Source organism: Sporocytophaga myxococcoides DSM 11118 (assembly GCF_000426725.1).
Taxonomy (GTDB): domain Bacteria; phylum Bacteroidota; class Bacteroidia; order Cytophagales; family Cytophagaceae; genus Sporocytophaga; species Sporocytophaga myxococcoides.
Genome location: NZ_KE384560.1, coordinates 422954 through 437768, shown reverse-complemented (window position 1 = coordinate 437768; position 14815 = coordinate 422954). Strand labels below are relative to the sequence as shown.

Annotated in this window: 12 protein-coding genes; 9 read left to right on the top strand and 3 right to left on the bottom strand. The window is 37.5% G+C overall.

All coding sequences use genetic code 11. From position 1 onward, the window contains the following. Positions 1-109 precede the first annotated feature (109 nt). From thrC to thrA, 3 genes are read right to left on the bottom strand one after another with little or no spacing between them, the layout of a single operon-like run. Entirely contained in the window at positions 110-1414 is a 1305-nt protein-coding gene (thrC, locus tag K350_RS0119975; RefSeq protein ID WP_028981405.1) for a threonine synthase, read from the bottom strand. 15 nt (positions 1415-1429) lie between these two features. Beyond that, positions 1430-2362 carry a homoserine kinase gene (locus K350_RS0119970; protein WP_028981404.1) on the bottom strand — a complete coding sequence of 311 codons (933 nt, stop codon included), beginning with the start codon at positions 2360-2362 and terminating at the stop codon, positions 1430-1432. Between the two features lies 1 nt (position 2363). Further along, on the bottom strand, positions 2364-4829 hold the full coding sequence (thrA, locus tag K350_RS0119965; RefSeq protein ID WP_028981403.1) for a bifunctional aspartate kinase/homoserine dehydrogenase I: 2466 nt from the start codon (positions 4827-4829) through the stop codon (positions 2364-2366). A gap of 264 nt (positions 4830-5093) precedes the next feature. Between thrA and K350_RS0119960 the strand changes: the two genes are divergently transcribed. The 9 genes from K350_RS0119960 to K350_RS0119920 all read left to right on the top strand — a co-directional run bounded on the left by K350_RS0119960 (position 5094) and on the right by K350_RS0119920 (position 14795). Further along, positions 5094-6272 (top strand): hypothetical protein, encoded by a 1179-nt coding sequence (locus tag K350_RS0119960; protein WP_028981402.1) that lies wholly within the window; start codon positions 5094-5096, stop codon positions 6270-6272. Positions 6273-6911: 639 nt separating this feature from the next. Continuing rightward, on the top strand, positions 6912-7589 hold the full coding sequence (locus K350_RS0119955) for a GNAT family N-acetyltransferase (RefSeq protein WP_028981401.1): 678 nt from the start codon (positions 6912-6914) through the stop codon (positions 7587-7589). A gap of 65 nt (positions 7590-7654) precedes the next feature. After that, positions 7655-8839, top strand: a complete 1185-nt coding sequence (gene argG / locus K350_RS0119950; RefSeq protein WP_028981400.1) for an argininosuccinate synthase — start codon at positions 7655-7657, stop codon at positions 8837-8839. A 302-nt stretch (positions 8840-9141) separates the two neighbouring features. Further along, entirely contained in the window at positions 9142-10113 is a 972-nt protein-coding gene (argC, locus tag K350_RS0119945) for an N-acetyl-gamma-glutamyl-phosphate reductase (protein ID WP_028981399.1), read from the top strand. A 149-nt stretch (positions 10114-10262) separates the two neighbouring features. After that, on the top strand, positions 10263-10508 hold the full coding sequence (locus K350_RS29655) for a four helix bundle protein (protein WP_245598682.1): 246 nt from the start codon (positions 10263-10265) through the stop codon (positions 10506-10508). Between the two features lie 30 nt (positions 10509-10538). Beyond that, on the top strand, positions 10539-11678 hold the full coding sequence (locus K350_RS0119935) for an aspartate aminotransferase family protein (RefSeq protein WP_028981398.1): 1140 nt from the start codon (positions 10539-10541) through the stop codon (positions 11676-11678). Continuing rightward, positions 11679-12635 carry an N-acetylornithine carbamoyltransferase gene (locus K350_RS0119930; protein WP_028981397.1) on the top strand — a complete coding sequence of 319 codons (957 nt, stop codon included), beginning with the start codon at positions 11679-11681 and terminating at the stop codon, positions 12633-12635. Positions 12636-12688: 53 nt separating this feature from the next. Next, the gene (gene argB / locus K350_RS0119925) at positions 12689-13480 is read left to right on the top strand and encodes an acetylglutamate kinase (RefSeq protein ID WP_028981396.1); all 792 of its coding nucleotides are present in this window, start codon (positions 12689-12691) and stop codon (positions 13478-13480) included. 247 nt (positions 13481-13727) lie between these two features. After that, the gene (locus K350_RS0119920; RefSeq protein ID WP_037576463.1) at positions 13728-14795 is read left to right on the top strand and encodes a M20 family metallo-hydrolase; all 1068 of its coding nucleotides are present in this window, start codon (positions 13728-13730) and stop codon (positions 14793-14795) included. The last annotated feature ends 20 nt before the right edge of the window (positions 14796-14815 follow it).

Sequence of the window (14815 nt, the reverse complement as noted above, 5' to 3'; positions counted from 1 at the left end):
AATTAAAATTCAGTTAAAAAGCATTGAGAATAATATAGATTAAAAAAATACGGGCAGGTTTTACTTAAAACCTGCCCGTATTATAAAATATGTTAAATCTTTGTAAAAATTACATTGATTTAAGCAAATAAGATTTCAAATCAGAGAAGTCAGAAGTTAATGGAAATGCTTCTTTTTTCTTATTGACAACCGCCTGAAGACGCTCCGGAAGTTCTATTTTTTTATTAATAATGTCTTCAACAACTTCTATAAATTTGCTTGGGTGAGCAGTAGCCAGAAATACGCCTGCAAATTTCTCACCTGTTGTTTTGGAATATTCTTTTAACCCAAGATAAGCAATGGCTCCGTGAGGATCCATAATATAGCCGCCGGCTTTATATACTTTTTCTATTGCCTGTGCAGTCTCCTCATCATTGTATCTTGTTCCAAAGATATCTTTCTTAATCGCTTCAAGATCCTTTCCGTAAAGCTCTACAAGTCTTGCATAGTTGCTAGGATTTCCAACATCCATGGCATTTGAAATAGTAGCGACAGAAGGACGAGGACTGAAAATACCAGTATTCAGAAACTCTGGAACTACATCATTCGCATTCGTAGATGCAATAAATTTATGAATAGGCAGACCCATTCTTTTTGCAATGAGTCCTCCGCAGAGATTACCAAAATTTCCGCTTGGCGTAGAGAATACAATTGGCAACCCTAATGATTTCAGTTTTGCATAAGCATAAAAATAATAGAATGACTGAGGTATCAATCTGCTTATGTTAATACTATTGGCTGAAGACAGATTTATTTTGCTGTTAAGTTCTTTATCTAAGAAAGCTTCTTTAACCAGTCTTTGACAATCATCAAATGTACCATTTACTTCAAGTGCAGTAATATTCTGACCCAAAGTCGTTAACTGTTTTTCCTGAATATCGCTTACTTTTCCACTTGGGTACAGAATAGTAACCTTTATTCCCGGCATACCAAGGAATCCCTGAGCTACAGCACTGCCTGTATCTCCTGAAGTTGCTACTAATATATGAATTTCCTTTTTTTCCTTTTGAAGGAAATACGACATGATCTTAGCCATAAATCTTGCTCCAAAATCTTTGAATGCAAGAGATGGCCCATGGAATAATTCAAGTACCGAAATATTATCCTCCACTTTTACTAGTGGAGCATCAAAAGAAAGTACATCGTCAATAATCTTCTTCAGATCTGTATCAGGAATTTCATCTCCGATTAATGCTTTTGTAACCTGAAAAGCAATTTCCTGAAAAGAAAGGTTATCAATGGTCTCAAAAAAAGATGATGGCAACTGAGGAATAGATACCGGCATAAATAGACCGTTATCATCAGGCAAACCTTTAAATACAGCTTCTTTAAAAGATACTTCGGCTGCAGAACGATTGGTACTGTATAATCTCATTTTATATTGACAATTTTAGTCCAGTATTTGTGGACCTGAATTATTGATTTTAGAAATATAAACTTCGCTTCCTATATTGATAGAATTAAGGACTTTCTGCATCTCGCCGCCTACTTTGTAAGCAATTTCTTCTGAAGTGCTAAGTGCAAATATTGAAGGTCCGGAACCTGAAATTCCACAGCCAAGTGCACCAGCACCTAAAGCTGCTTGCTTCACATCTTCAAACCCAGGAATTAAAATTGCTCTTATGGGCTCTACGATTACATCTTTCATGGATCTTCCGATGAGTTGATAATCTGAAAGCATAAGGCCAGCAATTAATCCACCGACATTTCCCCACTGAGTAACTGCATCCCTTAAAGGGATCTGCTTTTTCAGTATTTCCCTCGCATCTTTCGTCTGTACTTCTACCTGAGGGTGAATAATGGTAGAATATAAATTTGCCGGAGTAGGAATTTTGATCACATCCAGTGGATCATAACTTCTGATCAAAACAAAACCACCTAGCAATGAAGGTGCAACATTATCCGCATGGGCGCTACCACAGGCAATTCTTTCACCTTCCATTGCGAATGGAAGTAATTCCTGCTGATTAAGCGGCATACCTAATAGTTGATTTACTGCAAACACACCAGCCACTGCGCTTGCTGCGCTTGAACCAAGTCCACTGCCAAGAGGCATTTTTTTATGCAAGGTAATTTCAATACCTGCATCCGACTGAAGATGATTCAGGAACCTGGAAACAGCAACACCGACGGTATTTTTTTCTGCATCTTTCGTAAGCCTTCCTTCATCCCCAGTAATTGTTGTAATCTTTACACCAGGTGTAGATTTTTTAGTAAGCACTACTTCATCCCCTGGATTCTCGACCGCAAAGCCAAGTACATCAAACCCACATGCCACATTTGCCACTGTAGCAGGGGCAAATACTTTTATACTATCTTTCATACTAGACAAAACTTTTCAAATAATTGCTTATGCTGATAATCTCAGCAAAAACGCCGGCAGCAGTTACCTCTGCCCCTGCACCTGGACCTTTAATTACCAAAGGTCTGTCCTTATATCTCTCGGTTGTAAAAGCGATCATATTGTCACTTCCACTTAAGGAGTAGAATGGATGAGTAGTTCCAACAGATTCAAGACTCACTCTTGCTTTACCGTTTTCAAGAGTTGCGATAAATCTTAATACATTACCTTTCTTTGCAGCCTCATCTCTTCTTGCTGAGAAAACATCATTGTTCTTCTCAAGTTGAACAAAGAAATCTTCTATAGACTTAGCCTTTCTGCAAGGCTCTGGAAGGATGTTCTCCACATTGACATCTGCAATTTCCAAAGGATAATTTGCTTCTCTTGCCAATATTAGAATCTTTCTTGCAACGTCCATTCCGTTAAGATCATCTCTCGGATCTGGTTCGGTATATCCTTTTTCCTTAGCTTCTTTAACTACTTCACTGAATTTTGTACCTTCTTTGAATGTGTTAAAAATAAATGAAAGCGTACCTGAAAGGATACCTTCAATTTTCAATATTTTATCTCCGCTATATTTAAGATCCTTCAGTGTATTGATGACCGGAAGCCCTGCTCCCACGTTTGTTTCATAAAGGAACTTCACCCCATGCTTAAATGCAGCAGATTGAATCTTTTGATAATCCTTATATAATCCTGAGTTTGCAAGCTTATTGGGAGTTACGATAGAGATACTTGTGTTAAGAACATCCTCATAATGCTCCACGACATCTTTGCTAGACGTTGAGTCCACAAATACGGAATTCTGAAGGTTCATACTTTTCATTTTCTCAACGAAAGCAGACATTTTCATCTTTTCTCCGTCTTTCTCAAGCTTTCCATTCCAGTCTTTCAGATTGATCCCATTTTCATCTAACAACATTTTCTTACTGTTAGCAATTCCAATGATATTGATCTTCAATAATCTTTCTTTAAGCAATTGAGAAGACTGCTTTTGTATCTGTTTTAAAAGGGTGCTTCCTATCAATCCCAAACCTACTACAAAGACATTCAATGTACGGATATCAGACAGGAAGAAAGATTCGTGCAGAGAGTTTAAGGCTTTGGATAAATCATGCTCTCCAATTACAACAGAAAGGTTTAACTCGGAAGATCCCTGAGCGATTGCACGAATGTTAACACCGTTTTTACCAAGTGAGGCAAAGAACTTCCCTGCTATACCTGGTGTATTTCTCATGTTTTCACCGATAATCGCAATGATAGACAAATCATATTCTACTATTGCGTTGTCAATTTTCTTTGCCTGAATTTCGTTGGCAAATTCTTCATTGATCAATTCAGCTGCGTACTCTGCCTCCTTTGGTTCTACTGCAAAACAGATTGAGTACTCAGAAGACGCTTGCGTAATTAATATAACGTTGATTTTTTTCTTAGCTAATGAGCCAAATAAACGTGCCGAAACGCCTGGTACACCCATCATACCACTACCTTGAAGGCTGATCAATGCGATCTCACGGATAGAGCTGATCCCTTTAATCAGGAAATCATTGGCTTTGGTTTTAGCACTTATGTAGGTGCCTTCAAATTCCGGATTGAAAGTATTTTTAATCCAGATAGCAATTTTTTTGTTAAATGCTGGCTGTAATGTAGGAGGATAAATAACTTTAGCTCCGAAATGTGACATTTCCATTGCTTCCACATAAGAAATTGCAGGAAGCGTAAATGCTCCTTTAACTTTCTTAGGATCTGCAGTCATCACACCATCAACGTCCGTCCAAATCTCTATTTCTTCAGCTCCCAAAGCTGCACCAAATACAGAAGCCGTGTAGTCAGAGCCTCCACGTCCTAATGTTGTAGTTTCCCCCTTAACTGTAGAACTGATGAAACCTGTAATGGCCTGGATTTTTTTGGTAGCTTTAAAATGCTCTTTTATATTTTTATCTGTTGCTTTGAAGTCAATAGTCGCAGCTCCAAAACTATTATCAGTAACAATCAGCTTGCGGGCATCGCAAAATTCAGTATCTAGGCCAGATTGCTTCATAAACTCGGAAACAATGTAAGTTGACATTCTTTCTCCGAAGCTCGCAACAAGATCTGTTGTTCTTGGTGAAAGTTCTTTCAGAAGGAATACACCGTGCAGCAGGTCTTCAAGCTCATTAGTAAGCATTTTGATATGTGCCACCACTTTGCTCTGAACTTTTATATCTATAAGCGATTTTACCGCATTGATGTGCTTATTCTCAATGGATTTAAGAATTGCATGATAGTCTTCATCACTTTCAGCAGCTTTTTTGCTTACCTCAATCAGCTGATTGGTAATTCCCGACATTGCTGAAAAAACTACGGAAAATTCCTGCTTCTTTTTTTTATATGAAAGTAGAATATCTACTACCTTTCTTATACTATCTGCAGTTCCAACTGAAGTCCCGCCAAACTTTAAAATTTTCATTACCTCTAGATTCCGAATTACAATTTATCCAATAAATAATCGGGCAAAGTTAAGATTTTGAACCTCCCGTCCCAAGTTTTTAGTTTTTTTAATTCAAATTCCTGCCAGCCAACTACTAAAATATTTTCGATTATCCAAAAAATCTCTATAGACCACTATATATCAGTGTAATTCTCAATACGATACATTATATTTTAACATTAATTATTTTTTCAGAGTTCTCCTGTTACGGAGGAAGAATGCGATTGGTCATTTTTAAAAGTTATGGAAAAAAAAATACAGCTTTATTTATACATACTTTTTGTAATATCAAATATTGTGGGGTTTAGCGGTTGTCACAGAAAGCCGGAAGATGTTGTAAAAAACTATCTTGACTTAACTTATATTGAATCCCAGCCTGATGATGCATATGAACTTCTATCAGCAGAAGATCAAAAAATTAAAACTAGAGACCTGTTTATAAGAGAAATAAACAGAAAAAATTATCTTAAGAAAAAGCTCCCCAAAAATGTAAGGAAGCAATACAAATATGAAATCCTGAGGACTGAGAAACAAGCTGACACTTTAATTGTATATACAAAACTATACAAACCTGATGCAGAAGAAATTATGAGAGAGTTGGGCTTTTTTATGCTAAACTCTATCAGTAGAAATGAGGAGAAAATGCCAGATCCTGAAAATGCACTTTTTAGTCTGATGGAGGAAAAGCCTGTAGTGGTTACCTCAGAAGAAAAGATTTTCAAGGTTGTCTCTGAGAAAAGCGATTATAAAATCTATCTGAATTTCAGCAAAAAAAAATCAGCGAAAAATAATTCCACAAAAAGACATGGGCTTGAAGAAAAGATTTCAAGAGCGATCAAAGAAATGCGCTTTGAAGAAGCTTTTTATCTTCAGAAGATGAAAGATTCAGTCGAAGGAGTGCATTTTTCCAGAAAGACTTCAGATATCCAAGACATTCTGAAGCACACTCTTTCACTAGGAGAAACCTTAAAGATGGGAAATCTTGAAATCACAGCACTTTCAGCACAAATTAGACCAGTAAAATTTTTATTGGACCATACTCCTGGAGAAAGATCCAGGGAACTAACCAGTGATGAACAATACTTTATTCTCACCTGCAAAATAGTCAACTTCTGTAACCAGGAATTCTTTTGTCCGAAAGAAAAGTTGTCGTTAAAAGGCGATGTGAGTGTTCAGGACAATTTTGGCAATCAAATGCATGAAATAACTATTCCTGATGGAATAAGCACAATTGATGGCAACAATTACAAAAACCTCAGCCCCGGAGAAACAAGAACTTTGGAGTTTATTTGTGAAATGCCATTAGTTTCACAAGCGGAAAAATATTTATGGAAAATAAAATTGAACACAGATAACCGGAATACGACCATGAATGCATATGTTCTTCTATCAAAAAACGAGATTCAACGAAAGAACAAGTAATAATCACAGGACCAAATAATTTTGAGAAATCTTATTTATCGGAAAAAACTCACTCCGCAATGAGGAACTCCAGGTAAAGGATCAAACAAAATTTGAATATGAAAGAACATTTCTCAGCTATAGCAGAACATCTGTGAAATTGCTTGTCCCCGAAGCCTCTATTATACAATATACTAACAATCTAGCTTATTATCCTTGTATAATTATTTATATAACGTGTTTTTTTGCTTATCTATTGAATCAGTGTTTGTGTGGAAGAAGAAAGTACTGATAATGAGCGGATGAATATGGGCCAAAATGTTAAATAAACAGTATTGTAATAATTAGAGTTATTTTTTTGTAGATTTTCAATGAACTCTTTTTGAAAAATCTGCATTTTAGCTTAAATTTGTGCTTTCTTTCATTAACAAGAAATGGTAAATACTTTTAAATATTCTAACCTCATCTCTACTCCCACAACCATGGGTGCAGGAAGAATTTTACCATTCAGGAACCCCAGGCCCTAGGCCGGTATACCTCTTGAATTACCCATGTGGTAATTCTGCTCTCAATTCACTTTACTCTTTTAAAATTTAAAAAGGGCTTTGTAAATATAAGCCAGGGTTAATTTTATCAATTTTATTTATCTGAGCAGAAAAAATGGCTGATTTTATTGTAACTATTGCTGGGGAAAAACATAAAGTTCTTGCAGAGGCAATCTGTAAAGAAATGGAAGAAAGTGCCAAGGCACGTGGTACCGGTATAGCTAAAAGAAATCCTGAATATATTAAGAAAAAAATGGAAGAAGGCAAAGCCGTTATCGCCACCACTAAGGATGGCAGATTTGCTGGCTTTTGCTACATAGAAACCTGGTCTCACAATAAATATGTGGCCAACTCAGGTCTGATTGTATCACCGGAATTCAGAAAAGAAGGCCTTGCTACAAAGATCAAGGAGAAGGCATTTGAGCTATCAAGAAAAAAATATCCAGACGCAAAGCTCTTTGGCCTTACGACGAGTGCCGCTGTGATGAAAATTAATTCCGAACTAGGTTATCGTCCGGTTACATTTTCAGAACTTACAGATGATGAAACCTTTTGGAAAGGTTGCCAAAGCTGCGTTAACTTTCAGATACTGGAAAGCAAGAACTATAAAAACTGTCTTTGCACAGGAATGCTTTACGATCCTGAAGAGAAGAATAAGAAAAAATGGGAGTTTGTAAAAAAATCCAAACTCTACGAGCGTTTCCAAAGACTAAAAAATCATAAGCTACTCAAAGCTTTAAAGATGTCTTCAAAAGTATTGACTCTTTTTTCTACAGCAAAGGCGACAAATTAATGTCGCCTTTGTCCTGTTTTTAAAATTTATCTTTAAATTTAAAGCTCAATTAAGCATTTTCACTAATGAGTAAGAAAGTAGTACTGGCTTTTAGCGGAGGGCTCGATACCTCCTATTGTGTAAAATATCTTTCAGAAGAGAAAGGTCTTGAGATTCATTCCGCCATCGTCAATACAGGTGGTTTCACTAAGGAAGAGCTTAAAGAAATAGAAGCTAAAGCTTACAAATTGGGCGTAAAAACCCACGTTACCCTTGATGTGGTTGACAAGTTCTATAAAGATTGTGTTAAGTACCTCATATTCGGTAACATCCTAAAAAATAACACATACCCACTATCTGTTAGTGCTGAACGAGTATTTCAGGCAACTGCAATTGCTGATTACTGCAAGCAGGTCAATGCTGACTTTGTAGCCCACGGCAGCACAGGAGCTGGAAACGATCAGGTACGTTTCGACATGATCTTCAATATCCTGATTCCTAATGTAGGTATCATCACTCCTATCAGAGACATGAAGCTTTCAAGAGAGGCCGAAATCGAGTATCTGAAATCAAAAGGAGTTGTTTCTGATTGGACAAAAGCTGCATACTCTATCAATAAAGGTATCTGGGGAACCAGTGTAGGTGGTAAAGAGACTCTGACTTCAGGTCAATATCTTCCTGAAACTGCATTCCCTACTCAAGTTACAAAAACAGAGGCTGAAGAAGTCGAATTAACTTTTGAAAAAGGTGAACTTGTTGGTATTAATGGCCAGAAGCTTTCTCCTGTAGAGGCTATTCTTAAATTGAATGACATTGCCGCTCCATTTGGAATCGGCAGAGATATCCACGTAGGTGACACTATCATTGGTATTAAAGGACGCGTAGGTTTTGAAGCTGCTGCTCCGATGGTAATCATCAAAGCACACCATACACTTGAGAAACACACTTTAACCAAATGGCAAACCTACTGGAAAGAGCAACTTTCCGGCTGGTATGGGAACTTCGTTCATGAAGGCCAATTCCTTGAGCCTGTAATGAGAAATATAGAACAATTCCTTGATGATTCTCAGAAGTTTGTTTCCGGTAAAGTGAAAGTATACCTTGCTCCATACAGATTCCATGTGATAGGTATAGAGTCTTCTCATGACCTTATGTCTTCTAAATTCGGAAGCTACGGTGAGATGAACAATGCATGGTCTGGTGAAGATGTGAAAGGGTTCTCTAAGATCTTCGGAAATCAGACAATGATTTTCCATAAGGTGAATAACTAAGCTGACAGCGAAAAGCAGAAAGCTTAAAGTTAAAAGTCTTAAGTTGTAGTTTTTGAGAAAGCTTACTTGAAGTAGAAGAATTAAAATTTTCAACGCATTAAAGTCCTTCTCCTTCAGGAGAAGGATTTAGGATGAGGTTCTTTAAAGTTAAAAGCTAAAAGTTAACAACCAACTCAACTACTTCTCCTAATTGGGAGAGGATTTAGATGAGTTCATTTATAATAAATCATTTTAAAGCTTAAAGCTAAAACTGAATACAAACTCTTTCAGCTTTTTGCTTTAAGCTTTACGTTTTTAAAATCATGAAAAAGATTAAAGTAGGAATTGTCGGTGGTGCCGGATACACAGGTGGTGAACTTTTAAGAATCCTTGTATTCCATCCTTCTGTTGAAATTGCTTTTGTACACAGCAATAGTAACGCTGGTAACCCGATCTCTCAGGTTCATACTGACCTTCTGGGTGTTACGGATCTGAAATTTTCCTCTACATTATCAGATGCAATTGATGTATTATTTCTTTGCGTGGGTCATGGCGATGCCTCCAAATTCCTTGCGGAAAACAAGATTGCATCAACTATTAAAATAATTGACCTTAGTCAGGATTTCCGTATCGCTAAAGAAGGCAACGACTTTATCTACGGATTACCAGAGCTTCAGAGAGACAAGATTAAAAAAGGGCATCATATTGCGAACCCTGGCTGTTTTGCTACATGCATTCAGCTTGGACTTCTTCCTCTTGCTTCAAAAGGTCTAATTCAGGATGAGGTTCATATCTCAGCTATAACAGGTTCTACAGGAGCTGGTCAGAGTCTTTCTGCTACTTCTCATTTCAGCTGGAGAAACAATAACATGTCTATTTACAAGGCATTCAATCACCAGCATTTAAAAGAAATCAAACAGAGCTTAAGAATACTTCAGCCAGGAATGGATAAGGCCATCAACTTTATTCCTTTCCGTGGTGACTTTACAAGGGGTATATTCGCGACGCTTCATGTGAAGTCTACTTTGACTCAGGAAGAAGCTTATGCGATGTATGAAAACTATTATGCTTCTCATCCTTTTACCCATGTAAGCAGAGTAAATCCTGATTTAAAGCAAGTAGTGAATACAAACAATACAATCATCTATATCGAAAAGCATGACAACTATCTTCTGATCGTGAGCATGATTGACAACCTTCTGAAGGGGGCTTCAGGACAAGCGGTTCAGAATATGAACCTGTTGTTTGGTCTGGAGGAAACGGAAGGATTAAGACTAAAGGCAGCAGCCTTCTGAGTTTTAAGTTATAAGTTGTAAGTTATAAGTAATTATGCAAGACTATAAGGAATTAATAGTGTGGCAAAAAGCCTATAGTTTAACGCTTAAAATCTATAAAGCTACTGAAGTCTTTCCCAAATCGGGAATTATTCAATCTTGTAAGTCAATTGAGGCGAGCTGAGGCATCGATTACTTGTAATATAGCGGAAGACTGTGGAAGGCGCACCAATGCTGACTTCGCAAATTTTCTGCAAATATCTTTGGGATCTGCTGATGAAATTGAATATTTATTACTCCTTTCAAAGGATTTGAAATACCTGACTCAAGATTTATTTGAAGAATTGAACCAGGAAGTTAATGAAGTAAAAGCCATGCTTATTTCTTTTATTAAAAAGGTAAGGCAAACTACTTAATACTTATAACTTATAACTTACAACTTAAGTATGAAACTATTCGACGTCTATCCTCTCCTTAATGTGGAGCCTGTAAAAGCTCAGGGAATCAAGCTTTGGGACAAACAAGGTAATGAATACCTGGACCTTTATGGCGGTCATGCTGTTATCTCTATCGGTCATACTCATCCACATTATGTAAAAAAGATTACTGAACAGTTAAATAACATTGCCTTTTATTCCAACTCTGTTGTAATATCTGTGCAAAGTGAACTTGCTGAAAAACTAGGTAAGCTTTCCGGATATGACAATTATGATCTTTTCCTTGTAAACTCAGGAGCAGAGGCTAATGAGAATGCATTAAAATTAGCTTCTTTCCATACTGGAAGAAAAAAAATCATCAGCTTCAGCAAAAGTTTTCATGGAAGAACTTCTCTTGCAGTTGCAGCTACTGACGGTAGTTCAATGCAAGCCCCTGTAAACAAAACTGAAAACATTCAATTCCTTCCTTTCAATGATATTGAGGCATTTGAAAAGAACATGAATGAAGATGTTGCAGCTGTTATTATTGAAGGAATACAAGGTGTTGGAGGCGTGCAGATTCCAAGTACTCCTTTCCTTAAAAAGATAGATGAACTTTGTAAAAAATTCAAAGCTGTTTTAATCCTTGATGAAGTACAATCAGGATACGGAAGAAGCGGCAAATTCTTTGCACACCAACATTCAGGAGTTAAAGCGGACCTTATCACAGTTGCCAAAGGAATGGGTAATGGATTTCCTATCGCAGGTGTATTGATCAGTCCTGAGTTCAAAGCTGTACACGGAATGCTTGGCACAACTTTCGGCGGAAATCACTTAGCATGTGCGGCTGGTATTGCAGTGCTGGATATAATTAAAGATGAAAACCTTCTTTCAAATTCAGAAAACATAGGTAATTACCTTATGACTGAATTGAAAAAGGTATCTGGAGTAAAAGAAATAAGAGGTCTTGGATTAATGATTGGTGTTGAACTTGAAATTCCTTGCGCTGGCGTGAGAAATTCACTTCTTGATGATCACAAAATATTCACAGGATCATCTTCTGACAAAAATACGATGAGAATACTTCCTGCTTTAAATATCACTAAAGAAGAAGCAGACTTATTCTTAAAAGCTTTCAAATCTGTAATGTCTAAAATGCTTGTTAAATAAATGAGAAATTTTACCTCTGTTCATGATGTAGATGATGTAACAGCTCTTGTCAACCTTGCGCTTGAACTTAAGCACGATCCATTAAAGCATGCGAATCTCGGTCGGAATAAAACCCTTGGCCTGATATTTTTCAACCCAAGTCTAAGAACACGTTTGAGCACTCAAAAGGCTGCTCACAACCTAACTTTAAGGGTTATGGACATGAACGTTGGTCAGGATAGCTGGAATCTTGAGATTAGAGATAATGTGGTGATGGATGGAGATACAAGCGAGCATATTAAAGAAGCAGCTGCTGTAATAGGTCAATATTGCGATATTATTGGTATCAGATCATTCCCAAGCCTTAATGATAAGGATACAGATTACAAAGAAGAAGTTATACAGAAATTTATAACCTATTCAGGAGTTCCGGTAGTAAGTCTTGAATCTGCAACACGTCATCCATTGCAGTCTCTTGCCGATTTGATTACTATCAATGAACTTAAGAAAACAGCAAGACCAAAAGTAGTGCTTACCTGGGCTGCACATCCTAAGGCTCTTCCACAAGCTGTACCTAATTCATTTGCAGAATGGATGAATCATCCGGCTGCAAACGTCGACCTTGTAATTACACATCCCGAGGGGTATGAACTAGATCCTAAATTTACACAGGGAGCTAAGATTACCTATAATCAAAACGAAGCTCTTGAAGGTGCAGACTTTGTTTATGCAAAAAACTGGTCTTCATATAAGTACTATGGTAATATCATTTCCAAAGATAAAAGCTGGATGATCAGCCCTGAGAAAATGAAGCTTACCAATCAGGCTAAATTCATGCACTGTCTGCCTGTGAGAAGAAATGTCATTGTTTCTGATGCAGTAATAGATAGCCCAAACTCCGTTGTGATCCAGCAGGCAGGCAACAGGGTGTGGTCTGCGCAGGCTGTACTGAAAAAAATATTAGAGGATAATTTTTAAAAGTAATAAGCCTGAGTTCTTAAAACTTACAATTTATTACTTAAAACTTAACGATGGATAAACTTTACATCATAAAAATAGGTGGCAACGTCATTGACGACGACAAGACACTTCAAAAATTTCTTAGAGATCTTTCTTCATTGAAGGCAAATAAAATCCTTGTCCACGGAGGAGGAAAAGTAGCTACGGAAATAAGCAAAGGTCTTGGTATCGAAGCTCAGATGGTCGATGGCAGAAGGATCACAGATGCAGAGACTTTGAAAATTGTCACCATGGTTTACGGTGGTCTGATAAATAAAAAGGTTGTCAGTCAGCTTCAGTCTATGGGAACCAATGCTATTGGACTTACAGGTGCTGATGCAAACATCATGCTGGCGAGCAAACGTCCTGTCAAAAATGGCATAGACTATGGCTTTGTCGGAGACGTTGAAAAAATTGAGGCTGCACCTTTGGCAACCTTAATTTCTTCCGGCCTTACTCCCGTTATAGCTCCTCTTACTCATGATGGTAAAGGAAACATGCTTAACACCAATGCTGACACGGTTGCTTCTACACTTGCTGTTGCGCTTTCCAGGTCTTTTGATGTGAGCCTTGTTTATTGTTTTGAACTAAAAGGTGTTCTTCAGGATATCAATGATAAAAACTCTGTAATTTCATCTATTGATACTGAGAAATACGGTCAATTGAAGCAAGATGGCGTTATCGCAAAAGGTATGATTCCTAAAATGGACAACTCCTTTGACGCTATTAAAGCTGGTGTGAAGTCCGTAATCATATGTCATGCTGATGATATTGTTTCAATTGTAAACCAGTCTGTGCAGGCGGGAACGGTTTTAAAGGCGTAAAGCGGAAGGCTTAAAGCTAAAAGTTTAAAGTCGAAAGTTTAAAGGAGTATGCTCCGTGCCTATCCCCTGACAGGACACAATTAGAGCATAGAGTCAATTAACTATAAGTTTAGTTTAAACAAGTAGTAAAGTATCATTGTAGATAACATTAGTGGTGGCCTGTCGGGGGACAGGCCACGGAAGAGATAAATCATTTAATAAATAAGGTAAAGGCTAAACTCCTTTACATTTTAAACTACAAATTTTTATGTTTGATAGGGATAAATTAAAAAAAGACGCTCTGGAGCTACTAAAGGGACTTATACGAATAGAGTCCTTCAGCAAGCAGGAAGACAAAACTGCGGAATTGTTAAACCGTTTTTTTGAAGACAGAGGAGTCCCGACTCACAGAAAGAAGAACAATGTTTGGGCTTTTAATAAAAACTATGACCCAAACAAGCCTACGATTCTTCTAAATTCTCATCACGATACAGTAAAGCCTAATCCTGGCTATACAAATGACCCGTTTGATCCAATGGTAAAAGACGGAAAGTTATTTGGCCTTGGAAGCAATGATGCGGGAGGATGTCTGGTTTCGCTTATGGCGACTTTCATCCATTTTTATGAGAAAGAAAACCTGAAATACAACTTTGTTGTGGCAGCTACTGCAGAAGAAGAGATATCAGGCTTTGACGGACTTGAATTGGTTTATCCTGACCTTGGTCCTATCGATTTCGCAATAGTTGGAGAACCAACGTTGATGGATATCGCTGTTGCAGAAAAAGGACTTATGGTGCTTGACTGTGTTGCTAAAGGTAAAGCTGGTCATGCAGCACGTGAAGAAGGCGATAACGCCATTTATAAGGCCATTAAAGACATCGAGTGGATCAGAAACTATAAGTTCGAAAAGGTGTCTCCACACCTCGGACCGATGAAAATGTCTGTAACCATTATCAATGCAGGTTATCAGCACAATGTAGTTCCTGAGAACTGTACATTCACCATTGATGTGCGTATTACGGAAGAATATAAAAACGAAGATGTTCTTCGCATTATAGAAGAAAACATTGAATCTGAAGTGAAGCCAAGATCTGTAAGGTTGAGACCATCATTCATAGACCCTGACCATGCCCTGGTGCATGCAGCTATAAAGTTTGGTGCGAAGCCATACGGTTCGCCGACTACTTCAGATCAGGCATTGGTTCCTGTTCCTTCTGTTAAAATGGGACCTGGGAACTCAGGCAGATCTCATACAGCAAATGAATTTATCTGGCTGGCTGAAATCGAAGAAGGTATCGACAGGTACATTGCTGTTCTAAGTGAACTGGTTGTTTGATTCTAATTAACTGATATTTA

Excerpts from the sequence above, each read along its gene's own strand:
- thrC (WP_028981405.1), bottom strand. The coding sequence starts at position 1,414 with ATGAGATTATACAGTACCAATCGTTCTGCAGCCGAAGTATCTTTTAAA.
- K350_RS0119970 (WP_028981404.1), bottom strand. The coding sequence starts at position 2,362 with ATGAAAGATAGTATAAAAGTATTTGCCCCTGCTACAGTGGCAAATGTG.
- thrA (WP_028981403.1), bottom strand. The coding sequence starts at position 4,829 with ATGAAAATTTTAAAGTTTGGCGGGACTTCAGTTGGAACTGCAGATAGT.
- K350_RS0119960 (WP_028981402.1), top strand. The coding sequence starts at position 5,094 with ATGGAAAAAAAAATACAGCTTTATTTATACATACTTTTTGTAATATCA.
- K350_RS0119955 (WP_028981401.1), top strand. The coding sequence starts at position 6,912 with ATGGCTGATTTTATTGTAACTATTGCTGGGGAAAAACATAAAGTTCTT.
- argG (WP_028981400.1), top strand. The coding sequence starts at position 7,655 with ATGAGTAAGAAAGTAGTACTGGCTTTTAGCGGAGGGCTCGATACCTCC.
- argC (WP_028981399.1), top strand. The coding sequence starts at position 9,142 with ATGAAAAAGATTAAAGTAGGAATTGTCGGTGGTGCCGGATACACAGGT.
- K350_RS0119935 (WP_028981398.1), top strand. The coding sequence starts at position 10,539 with ATGAAACTATTCGACGTCTATCCTCTCCTTAATGTGGAGCCTGTAAAA.
- K350_RS0119930 (WP_028981397.1), top strand. The coding sequence starts at position 11,679 with ATGAGAAATTTTACCTCTGTTCATGATGTAGATGATGTAACAGCTCTT.
- argB (WP_028981396.1), top strand. The coding sequence starts at position 12,689 with ATGGATAAACTTTACATCATAAAAATAGGTGGCAACGTCATTGACGAC.
- K350_RS0119920 (WP_037576463.1), top strand. The coding sequence starts at position 13,728 with ATGTTTGATAGGGATAAATTAAAAAAAGACGCTCTGGAGCTACTAAAG.